At 68.7% G+C, this 19617-nt stretch carries 21 protein-coding genes; 2 read left to right on the top strand and 19 right to left on the bottom strand.

Annotated features, from left to right (window positions below):
* Positions 1–100 precede the first annotated feature (100 nt).
* Positions 101–2287, bottom strand: coding sequence for a RelA/SpoT family protein (locus ABD848_RS13410; RefSeq protein ID WP_344971612.1), 2187 nt, complete (start codon positions 2285–2287; stop codon positions 101–103).
* 373 nt (positions 2288–2660) lie between these two features.
* Between ABD848_RS13410 and ABD848_RS13415 the strand changes: the two genes are divergently transcribed.
* Entirely contained in the window at positions 2661–2831 is a 171-nt protein-coding gene (locus ABD848_RS13415; protein ID WP_344971615.1) for a hypothetical protein, read from the top strand.
* A 143-nt stretch (positions 2832–2974) separates the two neighbouring features.
* Here the strand turns inward: ABD848_RS13415 and ABD848_RS13420 are convergent, their stop codons facing one another.
* The 18 genes from ABD848_RS13420 to ABD848_RS13505 all read right to left on the bottom strand — a co-directional run bounded on the left by ABD848_RS13420 (position 2975) and on the right by ABD848_RS13505 (position 18714).
* Positions 2975–3505, bottom strand: a complete 531-nt coding sequence (locus ABD848_RS13420) for an adenine phosphoribosyltransferase (RefSeq protein ID WP_344971617.1) — start codon at positions 3503–3505, stop codon at positions 2975–2977.
* 142 nt (positions 3506–3647) lie between these two features.
* Complete coding sequence (gene yajC, locus ABD848_RS13425; RefSeq protein WP_344971620.1) at positions 3648–4031, bottom strand: preprotein translocase subunit YajC; 384 nt, start codon at positions 4029–4031, stop codon at positions 3648–3650.
* A 281-nt stretch (positions 4032–4312) separates the two neighbouring features.
* The gene (gene ruvB / locus ABD848_RS13430; protein ID WP_344971622.1) at positions 4313–5380 is read right to left on the bottom strand and encodes a Holliday junction branch migration DNA helicase RuvB; all 1068 of its coding nucleotides are present in this window, start codon (positions 5378–5380) and stop codon (positions 4313–4315) included.
* Positions 5381–5404: 24 nt separating this feature from the next.
* On the bottom strand, positions 5405–6025 hold the full coding sequence (ruvA, locus tag ABD848_RS13435) for a Holliday junction branch migration protein RuvA (protein WP_344971625.1): 621 nt from the start codon (positions 6023–6025) through the stop codon (positions 5405–5407).
* Positions 6026–6027: 2 nt separating this feature from the next.
* Entirely contained in the window at positions 6028–6594 is a 567-nt protein-coding gene (gene ruvC / locus ABD848_RS13440; RefSeq protein ID WP_344971627.1) for a crossover junction endodeoxyribonuclease RuvC, read from the bottom strand.
* 336 nt (positions 6595–6930) lie between these two features.
* Positions 6931–7254: a DUF4282 domain-containing protein gene (locus ABD848_RS13445; protein ID WP_344971629.1), complete on the bottom strand. Its 324-nt coding sequence runs from the start codon at positions 7252–7254 to the stop codon at positions 6931–6933.
* A 737-nt stretch (positions 7255–7991) separates the two neighbouring features.
* Positions 7992–8741, bottom strand: a complete 750-nt coding sequence (locus ABD848_RS13450; RefSeq protein WP_344971631.1) for a YebC/PmpR family DNA-binding transcriptional regulator — start codon at positions 8739–8741, stop codon at positions 7992–7994.
* Positions 8738–9346: a pyridoxal 5'-phosphate synthase glutaminase subunit PdxT gene (pdxT, locus tag ABD848_RS13455; protein WP_344971633.1), complete on the bottom strand. Its 609-nt coding sequence runs from the start codon at positions 9344–9346 to the stop codon at positions 8738–8740. Before pdxT ends, ABD848_RS13450 begins: the two co-directional genes overlap by 4 nt.
* Before the next feature lie 188 nt (positions 9347–9534).
* Positions 9535–10446 carry a pyridoxal 5'-phosphate synthase lyase subunit PdxS gene (gene pdxS / locus ABD848_RS13460; protein WP_344971635.1) on the bottom strand — a complete coding sequence of 304 codons (912 nt, stop codon included), beginning with the start codon at positions 10444–10446 and terminating at the stop codon, positions 9535–9537.
* A gap of 202 nt (positions 10447–10648) precedes the next feature.
* Positions 10649–11200, bottom strand: a complete 552-nt coding sequence (locus tag ABD848_RS13465) for a LemA family protein (RefSeq protein WP_344971637.1) — start codon at positions 11198–11200, stop codon at positions 10649–10651.
* Positions 11201–11242: 42 nt separating this feature from the next.
* The gene (locus tag ABD848_RS13470) at positions 11243–12391 is read right to left on the bottom strand and encodes a glycosyltransferase family 4 protein (RefSeq protein WP_344971639.1); all 1149 of its coding nucleotides are present in this window, start codon (positions 12389–12391) and stop codon (positions 11243–11245) included.
* 16 nt (positions 12392–12407) lie between these two features.
* Positions 12408–13361, bottom strand: coding sequence for a phosphatidylinositol mannoside acyltransferase (locus ABD848_RS13475; RefSeq protein ID WP_344971641.1), 954 nt, complete (start codon positions 13359–13361; stop codon positions 12408–12410).
* A 60-nt stretch (positions 13362–13421) separates the two neighbouring features.
* On the bottom strand, positions 13422–14045 hold the full coding sequence (gene pgsA / locus ABD848_RS13480) for a phosphatidylinositol phosphate synthase (RefSeq protein WP_344971643.1): 624 nt from the start codon (positions 14043–14045) through the stop codon (positions 13422–13424).
* A 97-nt stretch (positions 14046–14142) separates the two neighbouring features.
* Entirely contained in the window at positions 14143–14460 is a 318-nt protein-coding gene (locus tag ABD848_RS13485; RefSeq protein ID WP_344971645.1) for a thiol-disulfide oxidoreductase DCC family protein, read from the bottom strand.
* Positions 14461–14575: 115 nt separating this feature from the next.
* Entirely contained in the window at positions 14576–15121 is a 546-nt protein-coding gene (locus tag ABD848_RS13490; RefSeq protein ID WP_344971826.1) for an HIT family protein, read from the bottom strand.
* Positions 15122–15281: 160 nt separating this feature from the next.
* On the bottom strand, positions 15282–16100 hold the full coding sequence (locus ABD848_RS13495; protein WP_344971647.1) for a TerC family protein: 819 nt from the start codon (positions 16098–16100) through the stop codon (positions 15282–15284).
* Positions 16101–16359: 259 nt separating this feature from the next.
* The gene (locus ABD848_RS13500; RefSeq protein ID WP_425567534.1) at positions 16360–18066 is read right to left on the bottom strand and encodes a DUF885 domain-containing protein; all 1707 of its coding nucleotides are present in this window, start codon (positions 18064–18066) and stop codon (positions 16360–16362) included.
* Between the two features lie 39 nt (positions 18067–18105).
* Positions 18106–18714 carry a Uma2 family endonuclease gene (locus tag ABD848_RS13505; RefSeq protein WP_344971649.1) on the bottom strand — a complete coding sequence of 203 codons (609 nt, stop codon included), beginning with the start codon at positions 18712–18714 and terminating at the stop codon, positions 18106–18108.
* Between the two features lie 84 nt (positions 18715–18798).
* Between ABD848_RS13505 and ABD848_RS13510 the strand changes: the two genes are divergently transcribed.
* Positions 18799–19470, top strand: coding sequence for a cyclase family protein (locus ABD848_RS13510; protein ID WP_344971651.1), 672 nt, complete (start codon positions 18799–18801; stop codon positions 19468–19470).
* Positions 19471–19617 lie beyond the last annotated feature (147 nt).

Genomic DNA, 19617 nt, shown 5'->3' on the forward strand with positions numbered 1-19617 from the left:
TCCCGCCCGCGGCACCACAGCCGTCGGGCGCGGCGCGTGGAGGGGCGGCCCGGGGTTGCCAGCCGAGGCGTCAGCCTCGATGGCATCGGTCCGGGCCGCTTCAGTTGCGCATGCGGTAGACGTCGTAGACGCCGTCAACCCCCCGAACCGCCTTGAGGACGTGCCCCAAGTGGGTGGGGTCGGCCATCTCGAAGGTGAATCTGCTCAGCGCCACCCGGTCCCGGCTCGTCTGCACCGTAGCGGACAGGATGTTGACGTGCTGGTCGGAGAGCACGCGGGTGATGTCGGAAAGCAGGCGGGTACGGTCGAGGGCCTCGACTTGCAGCGCCACGAGGAACATCGAATCGTCGGTGGGACGCCACTGCACGTGGACCATGCGCTGCTCGTCGAGTGCCTTGGTGTTGACGCAGTCGGCGCGGTGCACCGAGACGCCGTTGCCGCGCGTGACGAAGCCGACGATGTCGTCACCGGGCACGGGGGTGCAGCACTTCGACAGCCGTACCCACACGTCGGCGTCGCCGTCGACCACCACTCCGGGGTTGCCCCCGGGCCGCTGCCGGCTGCGCGAACGTGTGGGCAGCGATGTCTCGGCGATCTCCTCCTCGGCGCTGTCGATGCCGCCCAGGGAGTCGACGAGCTTTTGGACGACGTTTTGCGCGCTGACGTGGCCCTCGCCGACCGCTGCGTAGAGCGCGTCGACGTCGCCGTAGCGCATGTCGCGGGCCAACGCGAGCAGGGCCTCGCCGGTGAACATGCGTTTGACCGGCAATTCCTGCTTGCGCATGACTTTGGCGATGGCGTTCTTGCCGTGTTCGATGGCCGCGTCACGGCGTTCGCGGGTGAACCACTGCCGGATCTTGTTGCGTGCTCGGGCGCTTTTGACGAAATCCAGCCAGTCGCGGCTGGGGCCGGCGTCGGTGGCCTTGGAGGTGAGAATCTCGACGGTCTCGCCGTTTTGGAGCGCGTTCTCCAACGGCACGAGCCGACCGTTGACCCGGGCTCCCACCGTGCGGTGACCGACCTCGGTGTGCACGGCGTAGGCGAAGTCGACCGCCGTGGCCCCTTGGGGCAGGGAGATGACGTCGCCTTGGGGCGTGAAGACGAAAACTTCCTGTACCGAGAGGTCGAAGCGCAGCGACTCCAGGAATTCGCCGGGGTCCTTGGTCTCGGCCTGCCAGTCGATGAGCTGGCGCAGCCAGGCCATGTCGCCGGCGCCTTTGGACTTGCCGCCGCTCTCCTTGGCCGCCCCGCCGCCGCGGTCCTCCTTGTACTTCCAGTGCGCGGCGATGCCGTACTCGGCGCGGCGATGCATGGCGCGGGTGCGGATCTGGAGTTCGACCGGGTTGCCCGCCGGACCGATCACTGTGGTGTGCAGTGACTGGTACATGTTGAACTTCGGCATCGCGATGTAGTCCTTGAACCGTCCCGGTACCGGGTTCCAGCGGGCGTGGATGGTGCCGAGGGCGGCGTAGCAGTCGCGGACACTGTCGACCAGGACCCGGATGCCGACCAGATCGTAGATCTCGTCGAAGCCGCATTCGCGAGCGATCATCTTCTGATAGATCGAGTAGTAGTGCTTGGGCCGGCCGCGCACGGTGGCCTTGATCTTGGCCTCGCGCAGGTCGGCGGAGACGGCCTCGATGACGTCTTGGAGGTAGACGTCGCGGCGGGGGGCGCGCTCAGAGACGAGGCGGGCGATCTCGTCGAAGCGCTTGGGGTAGAGGGTGGCGAACGCGAGATCCTCAAGCTCCCATTTGATGGTGTTCATGCCCAGTCGGTGGGCGAGGGGAGCGAAGATCTCCAGCGTCTCGCGGGCTTTCTTCTCCCGCTTGGCCTGGGGGAGGTAGCGCAGCGTGCGCATGTTGTGGAGCCGGTCGCACAACTTGATGACCAGCACCTTGATGTCGCGCGACATCGCCACGACCATCTTGCGCACCGTCTCGGCCTGAGTGGCCTCGCCGTACTTGACCTTGTCGAGCTTGGTGACCCCGTCGACGAGCTCGGCGATCTCCTCGCCGAAGTCGGAACGCAGCATGTCGAGGGTGTATTCGGTGTCCTCGACGGTGTCGTGCAGCAGCGCGGCGGCGAGCGTGGACTCCTGCATGCCGAGTTCGGCGAGGATCGTGGCCACGGCCAGGGGGTGCGTGATGTAGGGGTCGCCGCTCTTACGCTTCTGATCGCGGTGATAGTAGGCGGCGACCTCGTAGGCGCGTTCGATGAGCCGCACGTCGACCTTGGGGTGGGTCGCTCGGACGGTCTTAACGAGTGGTTCCAGTACTGGGTTCATGGTCACCCCCCGCTGTGCGCCCAGTCGCGCGAGCCTTCGTCGTACTCGCACGGTAGAGGAGCGGCTGTGCGGTGTCGTGGCGGGCGGGCGTGGTGGCGAAGCGTCGTCGGCTGACTGTGGCGGCGAGGCACCGTGGGCGGCGTCGGGCGGCGAAGCCACGGGTAACTCGGATGTGGCCGCCGCGGTGGCGTGGGATGCCGGAGGAGTGTCGGACTCAGATATTTCGGGCGCCGCGGATTCCGCGGCGCCCGGGGGACACTCCGAGGACGCATGCTGCTGTGGGCGCTGGGACTCGTCGGCGGACTCCTCTCGCGTGGGCGCGAGCGTCTGGGGGAATTCGGCCATCGCTTGGTCCGAAACGGCTTCACTGCGCATGGACATTCCTCCCACGGCTCACCCCGGCGGTGTCCTGCTTGAACACGCCGAGCACGTTTGGGGGTCGGCCCATCCCGGCGAGGCCGTGTGGGCCAACGCTCAGCCATCCGATGGCGGAAACGTCTGGGACGTCACTGTCGCCGGCGGAGGCGCGCTCCCCCTGCGGTGAGCATCCGCACTCACCTGTTCCAACGCACCGCCACGGTCCCCTTATGCCTAATGCCTAGATTCTATCGTCGAGGCAACAACAACCACGCACGTCACCAGGGTTAAGACGGGTAGGCGCCGCGAGGTGGGCCCGCCACCGTCGGCTTAGACGGTCGCAAGCGTGTGCAACACCACGTCGGACAATCGTTCTCGGCCGTTGAGGAAAGACAACTCCAACAGCACCGAGAGACCAACGACAGTACCACCGGCCCGCCGGACCAGTTCCACTGCGGCCCGGGCGGTGCCGCCGGTGGCCAAGACATCGTCGACGATCAGCACCCGGCTTCCCGGCGCGACGGCGTCGGTGTGCATCTCGACCGTCGCGGTTCCGTACTCCAGATCATAGGTCTCTTGGAGCACGCGCGCGGGCAGTTTTCCCGCTTTCCTGATCGGCACGAAGCCCGCCCCCAGCGCCAGCGCCGCCGGCGAGCCGAGGATGAACCCCCGCGCCTCCAACCCCACAACCAGGTCGATCTCCGTGGGTGCACAACGGTCGACCAGCGCACGAATGACGTGGGAGAAACCTTCGGGGTCGGCCAGCAGCGGGGTAATGTCTTTGAAGACCACCCCTGGCGTGGGGTAATCGGGGATATCGCGGACACGTTTGTGCAGCAGATCGGTCACATCGAGAGACATATGCTCCGGTGTTTCTGGGTGATCGGGGGAATCACGGCTGGCACGGCCAACACGTGGGAACGGCTAGCGCCAGGGGCGGACGCACGTGGCCCACACGGGGCCAACCCGTGCCTGTCAAGCCGCTCGGACAGCCCGGAAGAGGTCACGGCTGTTTGGGACCGTCGTCGCCTTTGTCGTCGGAGCCCGTGGGAAAGTCGGGACGGTCTTCGGGCGGAATATCTTGCTTGGGGTCGATGACTTCGGCGATACCGGCCTTGACCATCCGGACCCGGGTGCCAGGGGCGATCTCCAGCTCCACCTGATCGTCGCGCACCTCGACGATGGTGCCGAAAAGGCCGGCCTTGGTCAGCACCTCCGAGCCCGGAGCGAGCGAGCTCTGCATCTGCTGCTCCTGCTGCCGGCGCTTCTGCTGGGGCCGCCAGAAGAGCAGGTAGAACACGACGATGATGAGAACGAACGGGAGCAGCGTCCCGAAGATCCCACCCGGAGGCTGTTGAGTTTCGGCTGCAAGAGTGACAAGGCCCACAGGGGCGTCCTTTCCTAGGAATCTGCGGCGGTGGCCGTATCACGTGCCACCACGCGCGGTCGGCATGCGCCACTGCGCCGAACGGGCCGACCGCCGGTCACGGCATGCGCAGTCTAGATTCACGCGCGCGCCCCGAACAATCGCGAGGCTCCCGCCTGAGGTTGTCCCTCCAGCTTATGCTGCCGCTGTAACAACGGTGAGCTGCGAACCCCCAGAGGTTAACGGTTCGGTGTCTGTTGTCCCACTCTCACGTCAACGCGCTCGGCACACCCCGCGGCCCCCTACTGATCCGTCGTGGGTTGACCCGCTTCATCGAACAAGCTCGCCACCCCGAAAGCGGCATCGGGCGGCGGCGTCAGCCCCATGTGCGACCACGCCTCGGGGGTGGCCACCCGGCCGCGCGGGGTGCGGGCGATGAAGCCCGAGCGCACCAGGAACGGTTCGGCCACCGACTCCACAGTCTCGGACTCCTCCCCCACCGACACCGCGAGCGTGGACAGTCCCACCGGGCCACCGCGGAACCGGCGCAGCAGCGCGTACAGCACGGCCCGGTCGAGACGATCCAGCCCCTGCTGGTCGACTTCGTAGAGCTGTAGCGCGGCCTGGGCCACCTCCAGCGACAGCTCACCGTTGCCGTGAACCTCGGCGTAGTCGCGCACCCGGCGCAGCAGCCGGTTGGCGATACGCGGCGTGCCGCGGGATCGCCCCGCCACCTCCCTGGCCGCCTCCGGATGCAGATCGACCCCGAGAAGCCCCGCCGAACGGTTGAGGATCGTCTCCAACTCCTCGGGATGGTAAAAGTCCATGTGTGCGACGAAACCGAAACGGTCCCGCAGCGGCGGCGGCAACAGTCCCGCCCGCGTGGTCGCGCCTACAAGCGTGAAGGGGGCGATGTCGAGCGGGATGGCCGTGGCCCCGGGCCCCTTGCCCACCATGACGTCGACCCGGAAATCCTCCATGGCGACATAGAGCATCTCCTCAGCCGGTCGCGCCATGCGGTGGATTTCGTCGAGGAAGAGCACCTCACCCTCGTGCAGCGTCGACAGCACCGCCGCCAGGTCCCCGGAGCGCTCAATGGCCGGCCCTGAGGTGATGCGCAGCGAGGCCCCCAGTTCGGCGGCGATGATCATCGCCAGTGTCGTCTTGCCCAACCCCGGCGGCCCCGACATCAGCACGTGGTCTGGCGTGCGCCCGCGGCGCTGGGCGCTGCGCAACACCAGGGAAAGCTGTTCGCGCACCCGCCGCTGTCCTACGAAGTCCTCCAGGCGCTTGGGCCGCAGCGCGCCTTCGATGGCGCGGTCGTCCCCATCGGCGTCAGGGGAGACGAGCTCGCGCTCGTGCTCACTCATGACTGTTCGCGCCTCCTGTCAGCATCAGGCTCGGCTCAGTTTGCGCAGCGCGCTGCGCAGCAGGACCGAGACGTCGGTCTCCTCGCCCGCGTCGGCGGCCACAGCCGAGGCCGCAGCCTCGGCGTCCTTGGTGGACCAGCCCAGGTTGACCAGACCGGCCACCACCTGGGGGCGCCAGGCGGCGTTGGCACCGAACACCGGCGCGGCAGCGCCCTCCTCCTCGGTGGCAGCGGGCTCCTCGGCGGGCGGTCCCAGCTTGTCGCGCAACTCCAACACGATGCGTTGGGCGCCCTTGCGACCGATGCCGGGAACGCGGGTCAGCGCCCCCGTATCCTCTGCGGCGACAGCGCGGCGCAGCGTGTCGGGGGTCAACACGGCGAGGACGGCCAGCGCCAACCGCGGCCCCACCCCACTGGCCAACTGCACGCGCTCGAAGACGTCGCGCTCGTCATCGTCGGCGAACCCGTAGAGCGTAAGCGAGTCCTCCCGCACGACCAGCGACGTGGCGACCGTTGCGGTCTCGCCCACCTGGAGCCCCGCCAGGGTGGCCGGTGTGCACCGCACCGTCATGCCGACCCCTCCGACCTCGATGACGGCGGACTCGGCACCACGGGCGGCGACTCGGCCGCTGAGAAAAGCGATCACGGTTACTTGTGCCTCCCCTGTCCATAGTGCCGGGCAGCGCGGGCCGACTCGACCTTACGGGCGAACTCTTCTTGGGCTTTGGCCACCCGGGCGTGCGCGCCGCCGCGCCAGATGTGGCAGATGGCCAGGGCCACCGCGTCGGCGGCGTCGGCGGGCCGGGGCGGGCCGTCGAGCCTGAGCAGTCGGGTCACCATTCCCCCTACCTGGGTCTTATCGGCCCGACCGCTCCCGGAGATGGCGGCCTTGACCTCACTGGGGGTGTGCAGCGCCACCGGCAGCTCGCGGCGGGCCGCGCACGTCATGGCCACGGCCGCGGCCTGGGCGGTGCCCATGACGGTACTGAGATTGTGCTGGGCGAAGACGCGCTCGACGGCGACAGCGGTGGGACGGTAGGTGTCAAGCCACTCCTCTAGCCCCTGCTCGATGCCGAGCAGGCGACGCGGCAACTCCTCCTCGGCTGGGGTCCGCACCACACCGGCGGCCACGAATGCCAAGGGCTGGCCGATGGCTCCGTCGACGACGCCTATGCCGCACCGGGTCAGTCCCGGATCGACTCCCAGCACCCGCACTCGCTCGTCTCCCGTCCTTTCGGCTGCACCCCGGGCCGCACCTGACTGACCTCGAACGCCCGTTCGCGAAAGCCTATCCGGCAGCGCTGTCACGTGGGACACGTCGGCGCGCCACCGCCGGATCACGGCGGACCGTTTTCCGAATCGTCTTCGGCCGATGGGGTGGTGCCTCCGGCAACCGGGAGGGCGAGAGACGACAGGCGCAGGGGCGAGGCGCGGGAATCGGCCCGACGCCCTGCCCTGGCCGGTGGAAAAGCCGTCGAGACAGGCAGCCGAAACGGCGCGGTTCGACCGGTGAGGACGCTGCGCGCCCCCACCGGCGTACGGCGCTGGGGGCTAGAAACCGCCGCGTTCCCGCATGGCGCGCAGATCCTCACCGATCTTGAAGATGACGATCAGCAGTTCCATCCAGATCCGCAACAGGATCAGATAGATCATGCCCAAGATGGGGGTCGCGACGAGCAACACGATGCCCATCCCTGGCGTGTCGCCCATGACCACGAACGCGCTGACTAGGGATATCAACGTGCTCAAAGCGACGGCGACCATACCGAGCACGTAGAGAACCTTGATGACTTTCGACGTCACGAAATAGTCGAAGTTGAAGTCGAAGAGCGCACCGAAGAACCCCTTGTCGGGGGGCGAGGGGTACCCGCCCATGCCAAGAGGAGGGCCGGGCGGCGGCCCCGGCGGGGGCGGCCCCTGCGGCGGGGGGCCTTGGGGTGGCATCCCCGGGGGAGGCATCCCGTGCGGCGGCTGATTGTAAGGGGGCTGCTGGCCGGGGTCCGGCGGGTAAGGGGTAGCCATAAATCTCGTTTTCTAACGTCAAAAGGCACGGAACGTCGGGGGAATCGTACCGCCGGTCGCTGTGCCTGTAGCGCCCCAACAAAACCTGGCAGCCGGCCTGGCAGGCAGCCGGTGACGCTGCCGCCGCAGGCGCACTGCGGCCAACGCAGTCAGCACAGCCAAGGAAAGGAGGGCGAGAGGTCCAGCTCGCTGGGACCCGGCTCTGGGAGCTGGAGCGGCCGTCGTCAAAGAGAAGGCGAGAACGGCGACAGTTGGGCGAGCCCCGCAGCCCGAAGCAACACCGTTTCACCGACCGCCCGCGGTCCTGCGCTGCGGCTCACCCCGCTGCCTGCTAGCACCCCCAGCGCCAGCGTCCGGAACGGAGGCTGCCTAGGGGTGTCACGTCGGGTGTGGGGTGGGTGGTGGCGTTTCCCGCCGCTCGTCCCTCGCCCCGAAGCCACGCCGCATCGCAGGCTTCCGCGTACGCGGGAAGGACGGGAAGGATAGGTGGGGCAGTCCCGTGTGAACAGCGAAAGACGCCCGGTGCCGTGGCGCTCGCACAGGGCTCGTGCCTCGGTCACCGCACCGGGCGCGCAGCGCTCACAACAGCGCTAGCCGATCTTTTCCATCACCTCGTCGGAGATGTCGGCGTTGGTGTAGACGTTCTGGACGTCGTCGGCGTCCTCAAGGACATCGACGATGCGCATAACCTTCTTCGCGGTCTCCTCCTCCAACGGGACCTCCATGCTGGGAAGGAAGTTCACCTCGGCGGAGTCGTACTCCACGCCGTTTTCGCGCAGCGCGGCGGTAACGGCGCTGAGATCCGTGGCTTCGGAGATGATCTCGAAGGTCTCCCCCAGGTCGTTGACGTCCTCGGCGCCGGCGTCGGCCACCGCGAGCATGATGTCGTCCTCGGTGGCGTTGTCCTTGGGCACCAACACGACGCCCTTACGGTTGAACAGATAGGTCACCGAGCCGGCGTCGCCCATGGAGCCGCCGTTGCGGGTGACAGCCGAACGGACGTCGGAGGCGGCGCGGTTGCGGTTGTCGGTGACACACTCCACCAGTAGGGCCACCCCGCCGGGCGCGTAGCCCTCGTACATGACGGTCTGCCAGTCAGCGCCGCCGGCTTCTTCACCGGCGCCGCGTTTGCGCGCACGCTCGATGTTGTCCAACGGAACGGAGTTCTTGCGCGCCTTCTGCATGGCGTCGTACAGGGTGGGGTTGCCATCGGGGTCGCCACCGCCGGTGCGCGCCGCCACTTCGACATTCTTGACCAGCTTGGCGAAGAGCTTGCCGCGCTTGGCGTCGATGACGGCTTTCTTGTGCTTGGTGGTGGCCCACTTGGAGTGGCCGCTCATGCCTGTCCTTTCACCATGTCGACGAAGAGCTGGTGGATACGCGCGTCCCCGGTGAGTTCGGGGTGGAACGCGGTCGCCAACAGGCTCTCCTGGCGTACCGCGACGATCCTACCCGCCCTTTCTCCGCGCGTGACGTGAGCGAGTTCCGCAACGCGCTCGCCGACTGACTCTACCCATGGCGCGCGGATGAAGATGCCCTCGACAGGGCCGCCGTCGAGGCCGCGCACCGCCACCGGCGCCTCGAAGGACTCGACCTGGCGGCCGAAAGCGTTGCGCCGCACGCTCATGTCGATGCCGCCGATGGTCTGCTGGTCGCGCGTACCGTCGAGCACGGTGTCGGCGAGCATGATCATGCCGGCGCAGGAGCCGTAGCAGGGCAGTCCCTCGTAGACCCACTTGCGCAACGGTTCCATCAGGTCGAAGGCGGCGGCGAGTTTGGCCATAGTGGTGGATTCCCCACCGGGGATGACCAGGCCATCGACGGTGTCGAGCTCTTCGGGCCGGCGCACGGCGACGGCTCGGGCCTCACACGATTCGAGGACGCGCGTGTGCTCGCGAACATCGCCTTGGAGGGCGAGTACGCCGATGGTGGGTGTGGCGGTCACGGACAACCTCGCTCACTCACTGCCGCGTCGGATGAGGGGCAGGCGGTTCTGGGGCGGTGACGCCGCCGCGTTGCGGGCGTCATTGTGCGTCAACCACAGCGGACGGCCCGTGCATTCCGCCATGGCGGTAGGTGCGTCTCCCGCCGGCCGGTGGCCAGGAGGAGACGCACCAGGGGGTGTCCGGAGGGCTACCAGCCGCGCTCGGCGTAGCGCTCGGCCTCGGTGAGGTCGTCGAGGTTGATACCGGTCATGGCCTCGCCCAGCCCTCGGGAGACCTTGGCGATGACGTGAGGGTCATCGTAGAAGGTGGTGGCCTTGACGATGGCGTCGGCGCGCTTGGCGGGATCGCCGGACTTGAAGATCCCCGAGCCGACAAAGACGCTTTGGGCGCCGAGCTGGCGCATGAGGCTCGCGTCGGCGGGAGTGGCCACGCCGCCCGCCGAGAACAGCGGCACGGGCAGCTCACCGAGCGCGGCGACTTCCTTGACCAGCTCGTAGGGGGCTTGGAGTTCCTTGGCCGCGCCGAAGAGCTCGGGTTCGTCGAGCGTCGTCAGGCGGTTGATCTCGGCGCGGATACCGCGCATATGGCGGGTGGCCTCGACGACGTTACCGGTGCCGGCCTCCCCCTTGGAGCGGATCATGGCCGCTCCTTCGGCGATGCGGCGCAGCGCCTCGCCCATGTTGGTGGCGCCGCACACGAACGGGACGGTGAACGCCCACTTGTCGATGTGGTGGGCCTCATCGGCGGGGGTGAGGACCTCCGACTCGTCGACGAAGTCGACGCCGAGAGCCTGGAGCACCTGGGCTTCGACGAAGTGGCCGATGCGGGCCTTGGCCATGACCGGGATGGACACGGCGTTGATGATGCCCTCGATCATGTCGGGGTCGGACATACGGGCGACCCCGCCGTGCTGGCGGATGTCGGCGGGAACCCGCTCCAGTGCCATGACCGCCACGGCACCAGCGTCCTCGGCGATCTTGGCCTGCTCCGGGGTGACCACGTCCATGATCACGCCGTTTTTGAGCTGTTCGGCCATGCCCCGCCGGACGCGGGCGGTTCCGACCACGCCTTCGGTGGTGTTCTGGGCAGTGCTGGTCACGGTTGCGGACTCCTGTGTGTGGACGGGTTCTGGGCGGACACGGGTGCCTACCTCACGATTCACGCGCGAGCGAAACCGACGACGGGTACGATCCAGCAGGCGCTGTGGATCACTGTATGTCGTCGTGCTCCTTCCTCTATGGTAGATCCTCGCCGCGCCGCCCCTCGGGGGGAGTCGGCGGCTACCTCCATACCGGGAGCGACTAGGAACGGCCGGGAAATACCGGCGGCTCGTCATCCATGTCGAAGAACACCGGTAGCGGGGCGTGGCCGGCGAGCCGCAGCGTGCGGACGAGTCGACGCGAGCGGACGTCGCGGATCGCGGCGACCGCGTCGTTGTAGAAGCGCCGCGCGATCAGCACCCGCTTGGCCGCCGCCTCGACCTCGGCCAACAGCCCGTCGTCGGCCGCGACATCCCCCAGCGCCTCCCCCAACTCCGGTTCGCTGATAACGGCCCGCAAGGCGCGGGAGAGATTGCTCTCGGCGAGTTCACGCTCGTCGGGATCGTCAGCGCGGCGGGCCCGGCCGGCGGCATCGGCGAGCAGCACGCGCGAGGCCGGCTCCAGCTCCGGCAGTGAGGCCAGTTCCAAGACGACGGAGCTACGGCGCAGCAGGGCGGCGTCCAGTGCCGCGCGGGCCGTCTCCACGCGAGTGTGCAACCGGTCCAGCCGCCCCACCCGCCAGGAAAGGTAGAACGAGAACAGCACCGCCAGCGCGACGGCGGTGACGATGAGCGGAACCCAGTCAAGTCCCATGGTTGGCTCCCCCGCTTCAGAGCGTTACGGCCCCGGATCTGCTCAGAGCGTGTCGGTACGGCCGACGGTGACGCCGCCGCGCGCGGTGCCGTGCGGCAGGACCGTCTCGTAGACCCGCACCACGTCGGCGGCGACCGCGTGCCAGTCGTAGGCGCACACAGCGGCGTTGGCCGCTGCCGATAGTTTGGCGCGGCAGGCGGGGTCGTCGAGCAGTCGTGCGGCCACGCCGGCGAGATCGTCGGGGTCGCCGGTGGCGAAGAGCGCACCGGCCTCGCCGTCGCGCAACACGTGGCGGAAGGCGGGCAAGTCGCTGGCGACGATGGGCGCGCCGGCCGCCATCGCCTCGGCCAGCACGATCCCGAAGCTCTCCCCGCCCAGATTGGGGGCGCAGAAAACGTTCACGGAGTGGTAGGCGCGCACCTTCTCTTCGGCGTCGACCCGGCCAAGGGCGACCACGCGGTCGGCGGCTTCGGCGGCGAGGGCCGCACGAGCCTCGTCGGCATCGCCGGGCCCGGCCAGCAAGAGCCGCAGATCGGGGCGGTCTCGGGCGAGGATGTCGAAGGCTTCGAGGAGCACGGGCAGCCCTTTGCGGGGCTCGTCCATGCGCCCCAGGAAACCGATGGCCTGGCCGCTGCCGGGCCATCCCGGCAGCGGGTCGGCTTTCTCGTACCGGCTGACCGCGACCCCATTGGGGATGAGGACAGCGTCGCCTCCCAGATGTTCCACAAGGGTGGTGCGGGCCGCCTCGGAGACGGCGATACGCCCGTTGATCTTCTCCAGTGCACTGCTGAGTACGGCGGCCGACACGACGAGGGCACGGGAGCGCTGGATCGAGGTGTGGAAAGTGGCCACGATCGGGCCTTCGGCGAGCCAGCACGCCAGCAGCGGCAGGCTGGGGGCCGCGGGCTCGTGGACGTGCAGCAGGTCGAACGCACCCTCGCGAATCCAGCGCCGCACCCGCGCGGTGGCACGCAACCCGAACGCCAGCCGGGCCACCGATCCGTTGTAGGGCACGGGCACGGCCCGTCCGGCCGAGACGATGTGGGGCGGCAGGTCGGTCTCGGAGTCGCAGGGCGCCAGCACCGACACCTCGTGGCCCAACTCCATGAGGGCGTTGGCGAGATCGTCGATGTGCTGCTGCACTCCGCCGGGAACATCCCAGGTATAGGGGCAGACGAGCCCAACGCGCATCAGATCTGCTCTCCTCTCACCGTTGACCTGGGGGCGGGGGCGAGGTGGGGGAGGTCGCTGCGGTGGATCGACCGGCCGGCTCGGCGCCGGGAAGGTCGGCGGTGAAGATCGGCTGGAGCATGTGCCAATCTTGGGGATGTTCGCTGATCTCGGCCTCGAAGACGTGGGCCAATTCCTGGGTCATCGCGCGCGTCTTGGCCGCGGTGTCGCCCGCAGCCGGCACGGGGATCTCCTCGTGGACCCGGATGACCATGTGCCGCCCTTCGTAGTGCAGCGAGACCGGCAGCAGCGCGGCCCCGGTGCGTTGGGCCAACAGCGCAGGTCCGCCCGGCATGCGCGCGCTTTCACCAAAGAACGTCACCCCGACGCCGCTTTCGGTAATGTCACGGTCGGCCAGCAGGCACACTAACCGCCCGGAGCGTAACCGGCGGGCGAGCGTACCGAACGGGTTGGCAGCCCCGGTCAGCGGCAACACCTCCATCCCCAGACTGGAACGGAAGGCGACGAAGCGGTCGAACAGCCGCTCGGGCCGCAGCCGCTGGGCCACAGTCGTGAGCGGGATGCCGCGAGCGGTGATCCACGCGCCGGCCAAGTCCCAGTTGCCCATATGCGGCAGTGCCGCGACCACGCCTCGGCCGGAGGCCACGGCCTGTTCCACACGCTCCACGCCAACGGCGCGGACGCTGTCGTGGAGCTGAGCCGAACTCAGCGCCGGCAGGCGAAACATCTCGTACCAGTAGCGCAGGTAAGAGCGCATACCGGCGCGCGAGAGCGCCCGTAGCTGGTCGTGTCCTACCGGGGCTGCCATAAGGCGCTCCAGATTGGCCTCAAGCTGGCCCACGCCGCTGGTTCTGCGTCGCCACGCTGCGTCGGCGATGCCGGCGAAGGCGTGACGCCCCAGCCGCTCGGGAAGTCGGCGCACCAGCGCCCACCCCAGCGTGTAGGCCGCGGCTGCGACGCGCTCTGCCATGACGTTGCGCCTTTCCTTCCAGGACGTGCCCGTGGGCTGTGCCGGCCGCCGCGGGCCCCTCTAGTTGTTGCCGGCGGGCTGGTGTGGCTCGGCCAGCCGGCTGCGGGTCTCGACCAAGCGCTGCACGATGGTGAAACCGCTGAGCAGCGCAAGCAGCCACAGGCCGCCGGCCAGCGCATAGGGCACATCCATACCGTGCAAGCCGATGGCGACCAAGGCGATGATGAGGCGTTCGGTGCGTTCAGCCACTCCCACATCGCAGTTGGCGCCCAAGCCTTCGGCGCGCGCCTTGATATAGGAGACCCCGAACCCGCTGACGAGGCAGAACAGCGAGAGCCAGGCAAGGGACTGATCGTCGCCTTCTCCCATGAACCACAACAGCAGCCCCGAGAAGATCGAGGCGTCGGCCAACCGATCCAGGGTGGAATCGAGAAACGCTCCCCACCTGCTGGAGCGTTGGGTAGCGCGCGCCACCGCGCCGTCGAGCAGGTCGAACAGCGTGAACACGGTGACGACGATGGTGCCGACGTAAAACTCGCCTCGGGGGTAGAAGACAAGGGAGGCCACGACGACGCCGGCGGTTCCGATGAGGGTGACCATGTTCGGTGTGACACCGATACGGGCAAGCCCTCGGCCTATGGGCTGCAACATCCGGGCGGCAGCGGGACGCAGGATTCTCAGCATGACTTCTCAACATCATAGAGCGCGGGCGCCCGCATCGGGCGAGACGTCCCGCCGTTTCGGAGGGTATGGGGCCGTCGGACGTCCTGCGCTGGGACGGTCACGGGCGGAAAGTGGGAAACGCCGATGTCATTCCTCTCCACTGGGGCACCGGACGACGGCAGGCGCGCCGACCACCGGGGATGCGGCTACGGTTACGCGATAACCACTGGTAGAGCGACACTGCCAGGCCACGACCCCCCGGCAGACGCAGCACTGCCCCCAGCGGCCACCACCGTGGACGGGGCGAGGCCAGCAGCAGCACCGCGATGGCGTGGACTCCGCCCCACACATGGCGACCGTCGGGATGGAGCAACAGGATCTCCTCGGCTGCCCGCCTGCGCAGGTGCGGCGGTAGGTCGGCTGCGTGCCAGGGCACCACGTGACGTCGGCGCCCGCCGTGACGTGGTGCCGCGCGAATTCGGCGCAGGAGGTGCAGAAACCGCACTCGCCGTCGAATATCACCGTGGCCGGTGGCATGGGAACTCCCCCGTTCACGGCCAATGCTCAGCGAGCAGTTCGCGCGTGTCGCGCAGCAACTGCGGCAGTACCTTGGTGCGGCCGACTACCGGCATGAAGTTGGTGTCGCCACCCCACCGGGGGACGATGTGCTGATGCAGGTGGGCGGCGATCCCCGCCCCGGCGACAGCGCCGAGGTTCATCCCGACGTTGAAGCCTTGGGCGTCCATGGCCGAACGCAGCGCCGTGATGGCCGACTGGGTCAGCGCCGACACCTCACCGGCCTCGGCGTCGTCGAGTTCGGTGTAGTCGGCGACGTGACGGTAGGGGCAGACCATGAGGTGCCCACTGTTGTAGGGGTAGAGGTTGAGAACGGCGAACGTGGCCTTGCCGCGCGCGACGACCAGCCCCTCCTCGTCGGAAAGCGACGGGATTCGGCAGAAGGGGCAGCCCGCGCCGGCCGCCGGCCCGGTGGGTTTGTTCTCTCCCTTGATGTAGGCCATCCGGTGCGGGGTCCACAGGCGCTCGAACCCGTCGGCCTCACCGGCCCCGCCCTGGGGCTGCCGTTCCGCCTCGCCCATGCGCTGGCTCACCTCTCCTCGTCTGTGCGCCGCCGGTCGTCGCCTCCCAGCCCTGCACCCGCGGTGCCTTCCGCGGTCGCAGCTCGCCATCCCAGCATAGAAGCTGCGGCCCCACACGGGCGCGCGGGCGGGACACGTCCCGGCCGGGGCCGAAGCGGGCTCACTCTGCCGCCGGTACCGCCGAGGCGTCGGAAGCGCCAGCCCTCGCGGAGTCGCTGGACTCGGCGTAACGGCTGGACAGTTTGACGGGCGTGGCAGTCGTGCCCGCCTTCTTGCTGCGGCGCTTGCTGGCGAGCAGGTTGAGGATCTCGACGAAGAGCGAGAAGCCCATGGCGGTGTAGATGATCGGCTTGTCGATGTGGATGTGGAACCCTTCGGCGACCAGGCTCATGCCGATGAGCAGCAGGAAGGCCAGCGCCAGCATCTTGACGGTGGGGTGGTTGTGGACGAAGCGCCCCAGCGGGCCGGCCGAGACCAGCATGACGATCACGGCGATGATCACCGCGGCCGACATCACCCAGATGGCGCCCTCCTCGTCACCGATCATGCCCACGGCGGTGATGACCGAGTCGAGCGAGAACACGATGTCGAGGATGACGATCTGGGTCACGACCGCGCCAAAGCCCGCGGCGACCTTGGAGCCCTTGTGGTCCTCCTCGCCTTCGAGGCTGTCGTGGATCTCGTAGGTGGCCTTGGCGATGAGGAAGAACCCGCCGGCGAGCAGGATCAGCGACTGGCCGGTGAACTCAAGGCTGAACAGCGCGAACAGCGGGTCGGTGAGCTGCATGATCCAGGTGATGGAGGCCAGCAGCAACAGTCGGGTGATCAGGGCCAAGCCGATGCCCACCTGCCGCGCCCGGTGGCGCTGATGCTCGGGGAGCTTGCCCGACAGGATCGAGATGAACACGAGGTTGTCGATCCCGAGGACGATTTCCAGCGCGGTCAGCGTCAGGAATCCGATGATGAGGTCCGTGGGCATGGTGGCGACTCAACTCCCAGGCGTGTGATCGTCCGTGACGTGCCGAGGCGGTGCAGCGCCCCGAGCAAAGAGCCGGTTCAAGGGCCCGCGGGTTCGCCCCGGACACAACGGAAACCCCGCCGCCGGAAGACCTTACTTTCCCCGCGGCCGTTATCGTAGCGGCTTTACATCGGCGGCGAACCAACGGTAAGGCACTGACCGTGCCCCTCCGAGGTGGCGCGGTCGAGCCGGACGCGCCGTGCCGTCCCGTTCGACCGTCTCACAGGCCGAGCAGCACGCGCAGGTGGCGCGGCGGCGGGCAGCCGTGGCCGAGCATGGCGTCGTGGAGTTCGCGGGGCGAGGCTTTGGGACGAGCGGTCGAGAGGTCTCGGGCAAGGTCGCTGACCTCACGGTAGCCGACGTAGTAGGTGGAAAGCTGGGCACTGGTCAGCCGCGCACGCCGCCACTTGCCGGCGGCCTCGCCCTCCTCCTGGTGGCCGCGCTCGGTCAGCAAAGTCATAGCCTCGGACTCGTCGATGTCGCGGGCGTGCACCCGCACGTCGAGGATGGCGTTGAGGGTCATGCGCAGCCGCATCTTCAACTGCATGAGCCGCAGCGCCAGATCGGCCCAAGGGTCGGCACCCCCGGTCAGCCCGTGGCCGGCCATCAGCTCCTCGGTGTAGACCGCCCACCCCTCGATGAAAGGGCCGCTCCACAGCGCGTGGCGGATCGGGGTGGCGCCCCGGTAGCGGGCGGCATGGGCCAACTGCAAGGCATGGCCGGGCACCCCCTCGTGGACCATGAGGTTACGCACCAGGTGCGCGTTGTACTCGCGGTAGAACGACGCCTGCCGCTGCGGCGCCCACTCCTCGGGGGGCGGGGCGACGGCGATGAGTGTGGGCGCCTCGCTGGTGGGGCTGAGTGGCCCCGGAGGGTCGCAGTAGGCCACGGCCGTGCCGCGTTGGGAAGCGGGCATGTCGATGACCCGCACCGGCTGCTCGGGGATGGTGACGAGGTCCAAATCGGCCACGCGCCGCCACAGGTCGCTCAGTGCCTGCTCGCACAGCGGACGGATCGAGTCGGCGTCGGTGGCGGCGCCGCCGGCCAACTCGTCAAGCACCTCGCGGACCTGGCCGGCCCGCGGCGACTGCCCCGTGTACTCGGCTGCGACCTCGGCGATCTCCTCCTCGGTGGCGATGAGGTCGCTCTCGGCTCGGGTGAGCAGGGTATCGGGGGACAGTTCGGAGTCGAGCGTGTACCACAACTGGGCGGCGTAGTCGCGCTCGCCTAGCCGCGGGTCGGCGGTGGCGGACTCAAGCCGCGACTCCAGCCAGGCCACGTGCTCGTTCAACGCAGCGGCAGCCTCGTCGCGCGCCGGCTCCACTTCCGCGCGCCGCTTGGGCGCCTCGGACAGCAGTGTCTCCAGTGCGTAGGTCAGCAGCTCCACCGTGCCACGGGTGCGTGCGATGGCCGTCTCGACGTGTACGCGCGGCATGCCCCGGCCACCGTCGAGTCGGTCACGGGCGGTGGCCAGGAAATCGCCGACGGCGTGGCAGCGTTCGGTGATCGCGGTCAACCGCTCCTGCAACGGCAGCGTGTCTTTGACGATCAGACTGTAGAGCGCGTCGCTGGGCAACTGGTGCAGCGGGTCCCAGGTGTGGGGGCGCAGCTCGGTGAGTCGCCACAGGTCGGCGCTGATACGCGAGCGCAGCATCTCCAAGTCGACGTGGTCGGCCGCGGGCAGCATGGTGTCGTCGATCTCGTCGAGCGCGCCGATGGCGTCGGTGAGGGTGGCGGCGCGGTGGGTGTCGGCGTCGATGGAGAAGTCGCTGAGCCGGCCGGCGAACCGGGAGTCGCCCAGTCCGCTCGCCCACTCTGGGTTGTCGGCGAGCAGCGCCTCCACGATGGCGGAGGCCACGCTGTGGAACCGGTCGGTCATGGCATTGACGCCGTGCTCAGGCTGGTGGGGGTCTGGCGTTGAGGTCATCGCTCTCATCCTGCCCCTTCAGCAATGGCCGCGCACCTGTTACCCGGCGTTAGACTTGCGGGCCGCGAAAGCGGTGGTGTCCAGCGTCACCGAGAACGGCTCGGGCAGCTTGACCCTCGAACCGATGGCGACTCGGGTGTGGCGGTCATAGCCCTGACCGTGGGGCTCCTCGAACAGGGTGACCGTCTCCTCGACTATGTCGATGAACAGGTAGAGCGGCACCCCGGCCAAGGCGTAGCCGCGCAGCTTGCGCACGCGGTCGTTGTCGGCGTTGCCCGGCGAGGTGACCTCCACCGCCAGCAGCGCCGCCGAGACCGGGAACACCCACTCGTCGTCGGTGATGACGTGCTCAGGCAGCACCACCGGGTCGGGGATGGAACGCTGGTCGAGGTGCGGCGGGGACAGCGTCACCATCTCGACGGGGCCGAACTCTCCCGGCCTGATGTCGAGCAGGGCGCGGTAGAGTTCCCGGACGATCCGGGCATGGCGTCCAAAGGGTGGGGCCGACACGATGATCTGGTCTCCGATGATCTCGACTCGATACCCCTTCGGGACATCCAGTTGGTCGGCGACCTGGGTAAGGGTCAGCTCCGGGTGCTGTACCGCGAACGCCATGTCTTCTTCCTGGCTCCCGTTACTGTCTGCCATGACTCTAATGATGCCCTGTGCCGCTGCGCAGGGAAATGAGCAAGGTGAGCGGGAAACGTGCGACGCGGATCGGAAACAGAGCACATGAACCAAGACGGGATGGTCGACCTCAGCCGGCCCCTTGGACCCGACACCCAGGTCTATCCGGGCGATCCGCCGGTGACGTTCACGCCCGTGGCCACGCCGGCCGAAGACGGGTGCGGCATCACCGCGGTGAGTATGAGCTCGCAGAGCGGCACGCACGCCGACGCGCCGCGGCACTTCTTCGCCGGGGGTGCGGGTATCGATGAACTGCCGCTGGAGCTGTTCACCGGTCCGGCCGTCGTGGTCGACGTGACCGGACGGCCCGACCGCTGCCCCATCGGCTGGGAAGACCTGGCTCCCCGAGAAGCGGATCTGGGTGCGGGCGTGGTCGTGCTGCTGCGCACCGGCTGGTCGGCCCACTACGGCACCCCGCACTACTTCGCCCACCCCTACCTCAGCGGCGAGGCCGCCCGCCGGCTGGTCGCGGCGGGGGTGCGCACGCTCGGCATCGACGCGCCCAGCCCTGATGTCACCCCCGAACCGGGACGTGAGATGCCCGCGGACGGCTTCGCCGTGCACGAGGCGGTGCTGGGCGCGGGCGGGGTGATCGTAGAGAACCTGTGCCGCCTGGAGCTCCTCGACTTTGCCGCGCCGGTGTTCAGCGCACTGCCGATTCCGCTGGCCGGCGCCGACGGGGCGCCGGTGCGCGCGGTGGCCTGGCCGGTCCGGTGAGAACGCCGGGTGGCTACGCGCGGCGGGGGCGGCCGACAGGCCGGTGGCCTTAAGCAGGCGAGCGGGTCGCTGCCTCACCGCCGCGGTGAGGCCAGTGAGGCCGGCGGACAGCGCGCCACCGCGGACAGCCTCGGCTGCACAGCCGGC

The sequence above is a fragment of the Salinactinospora qingdaonensis genome (genome assembly GCF_039539445.1).
Lineage (GTDB): Bacteria > Actinomycetota > Actinomycetes > Streptosporangiales > Streptosporangiaceae > Salinactinospora > Salinactinospora qingdaonensis.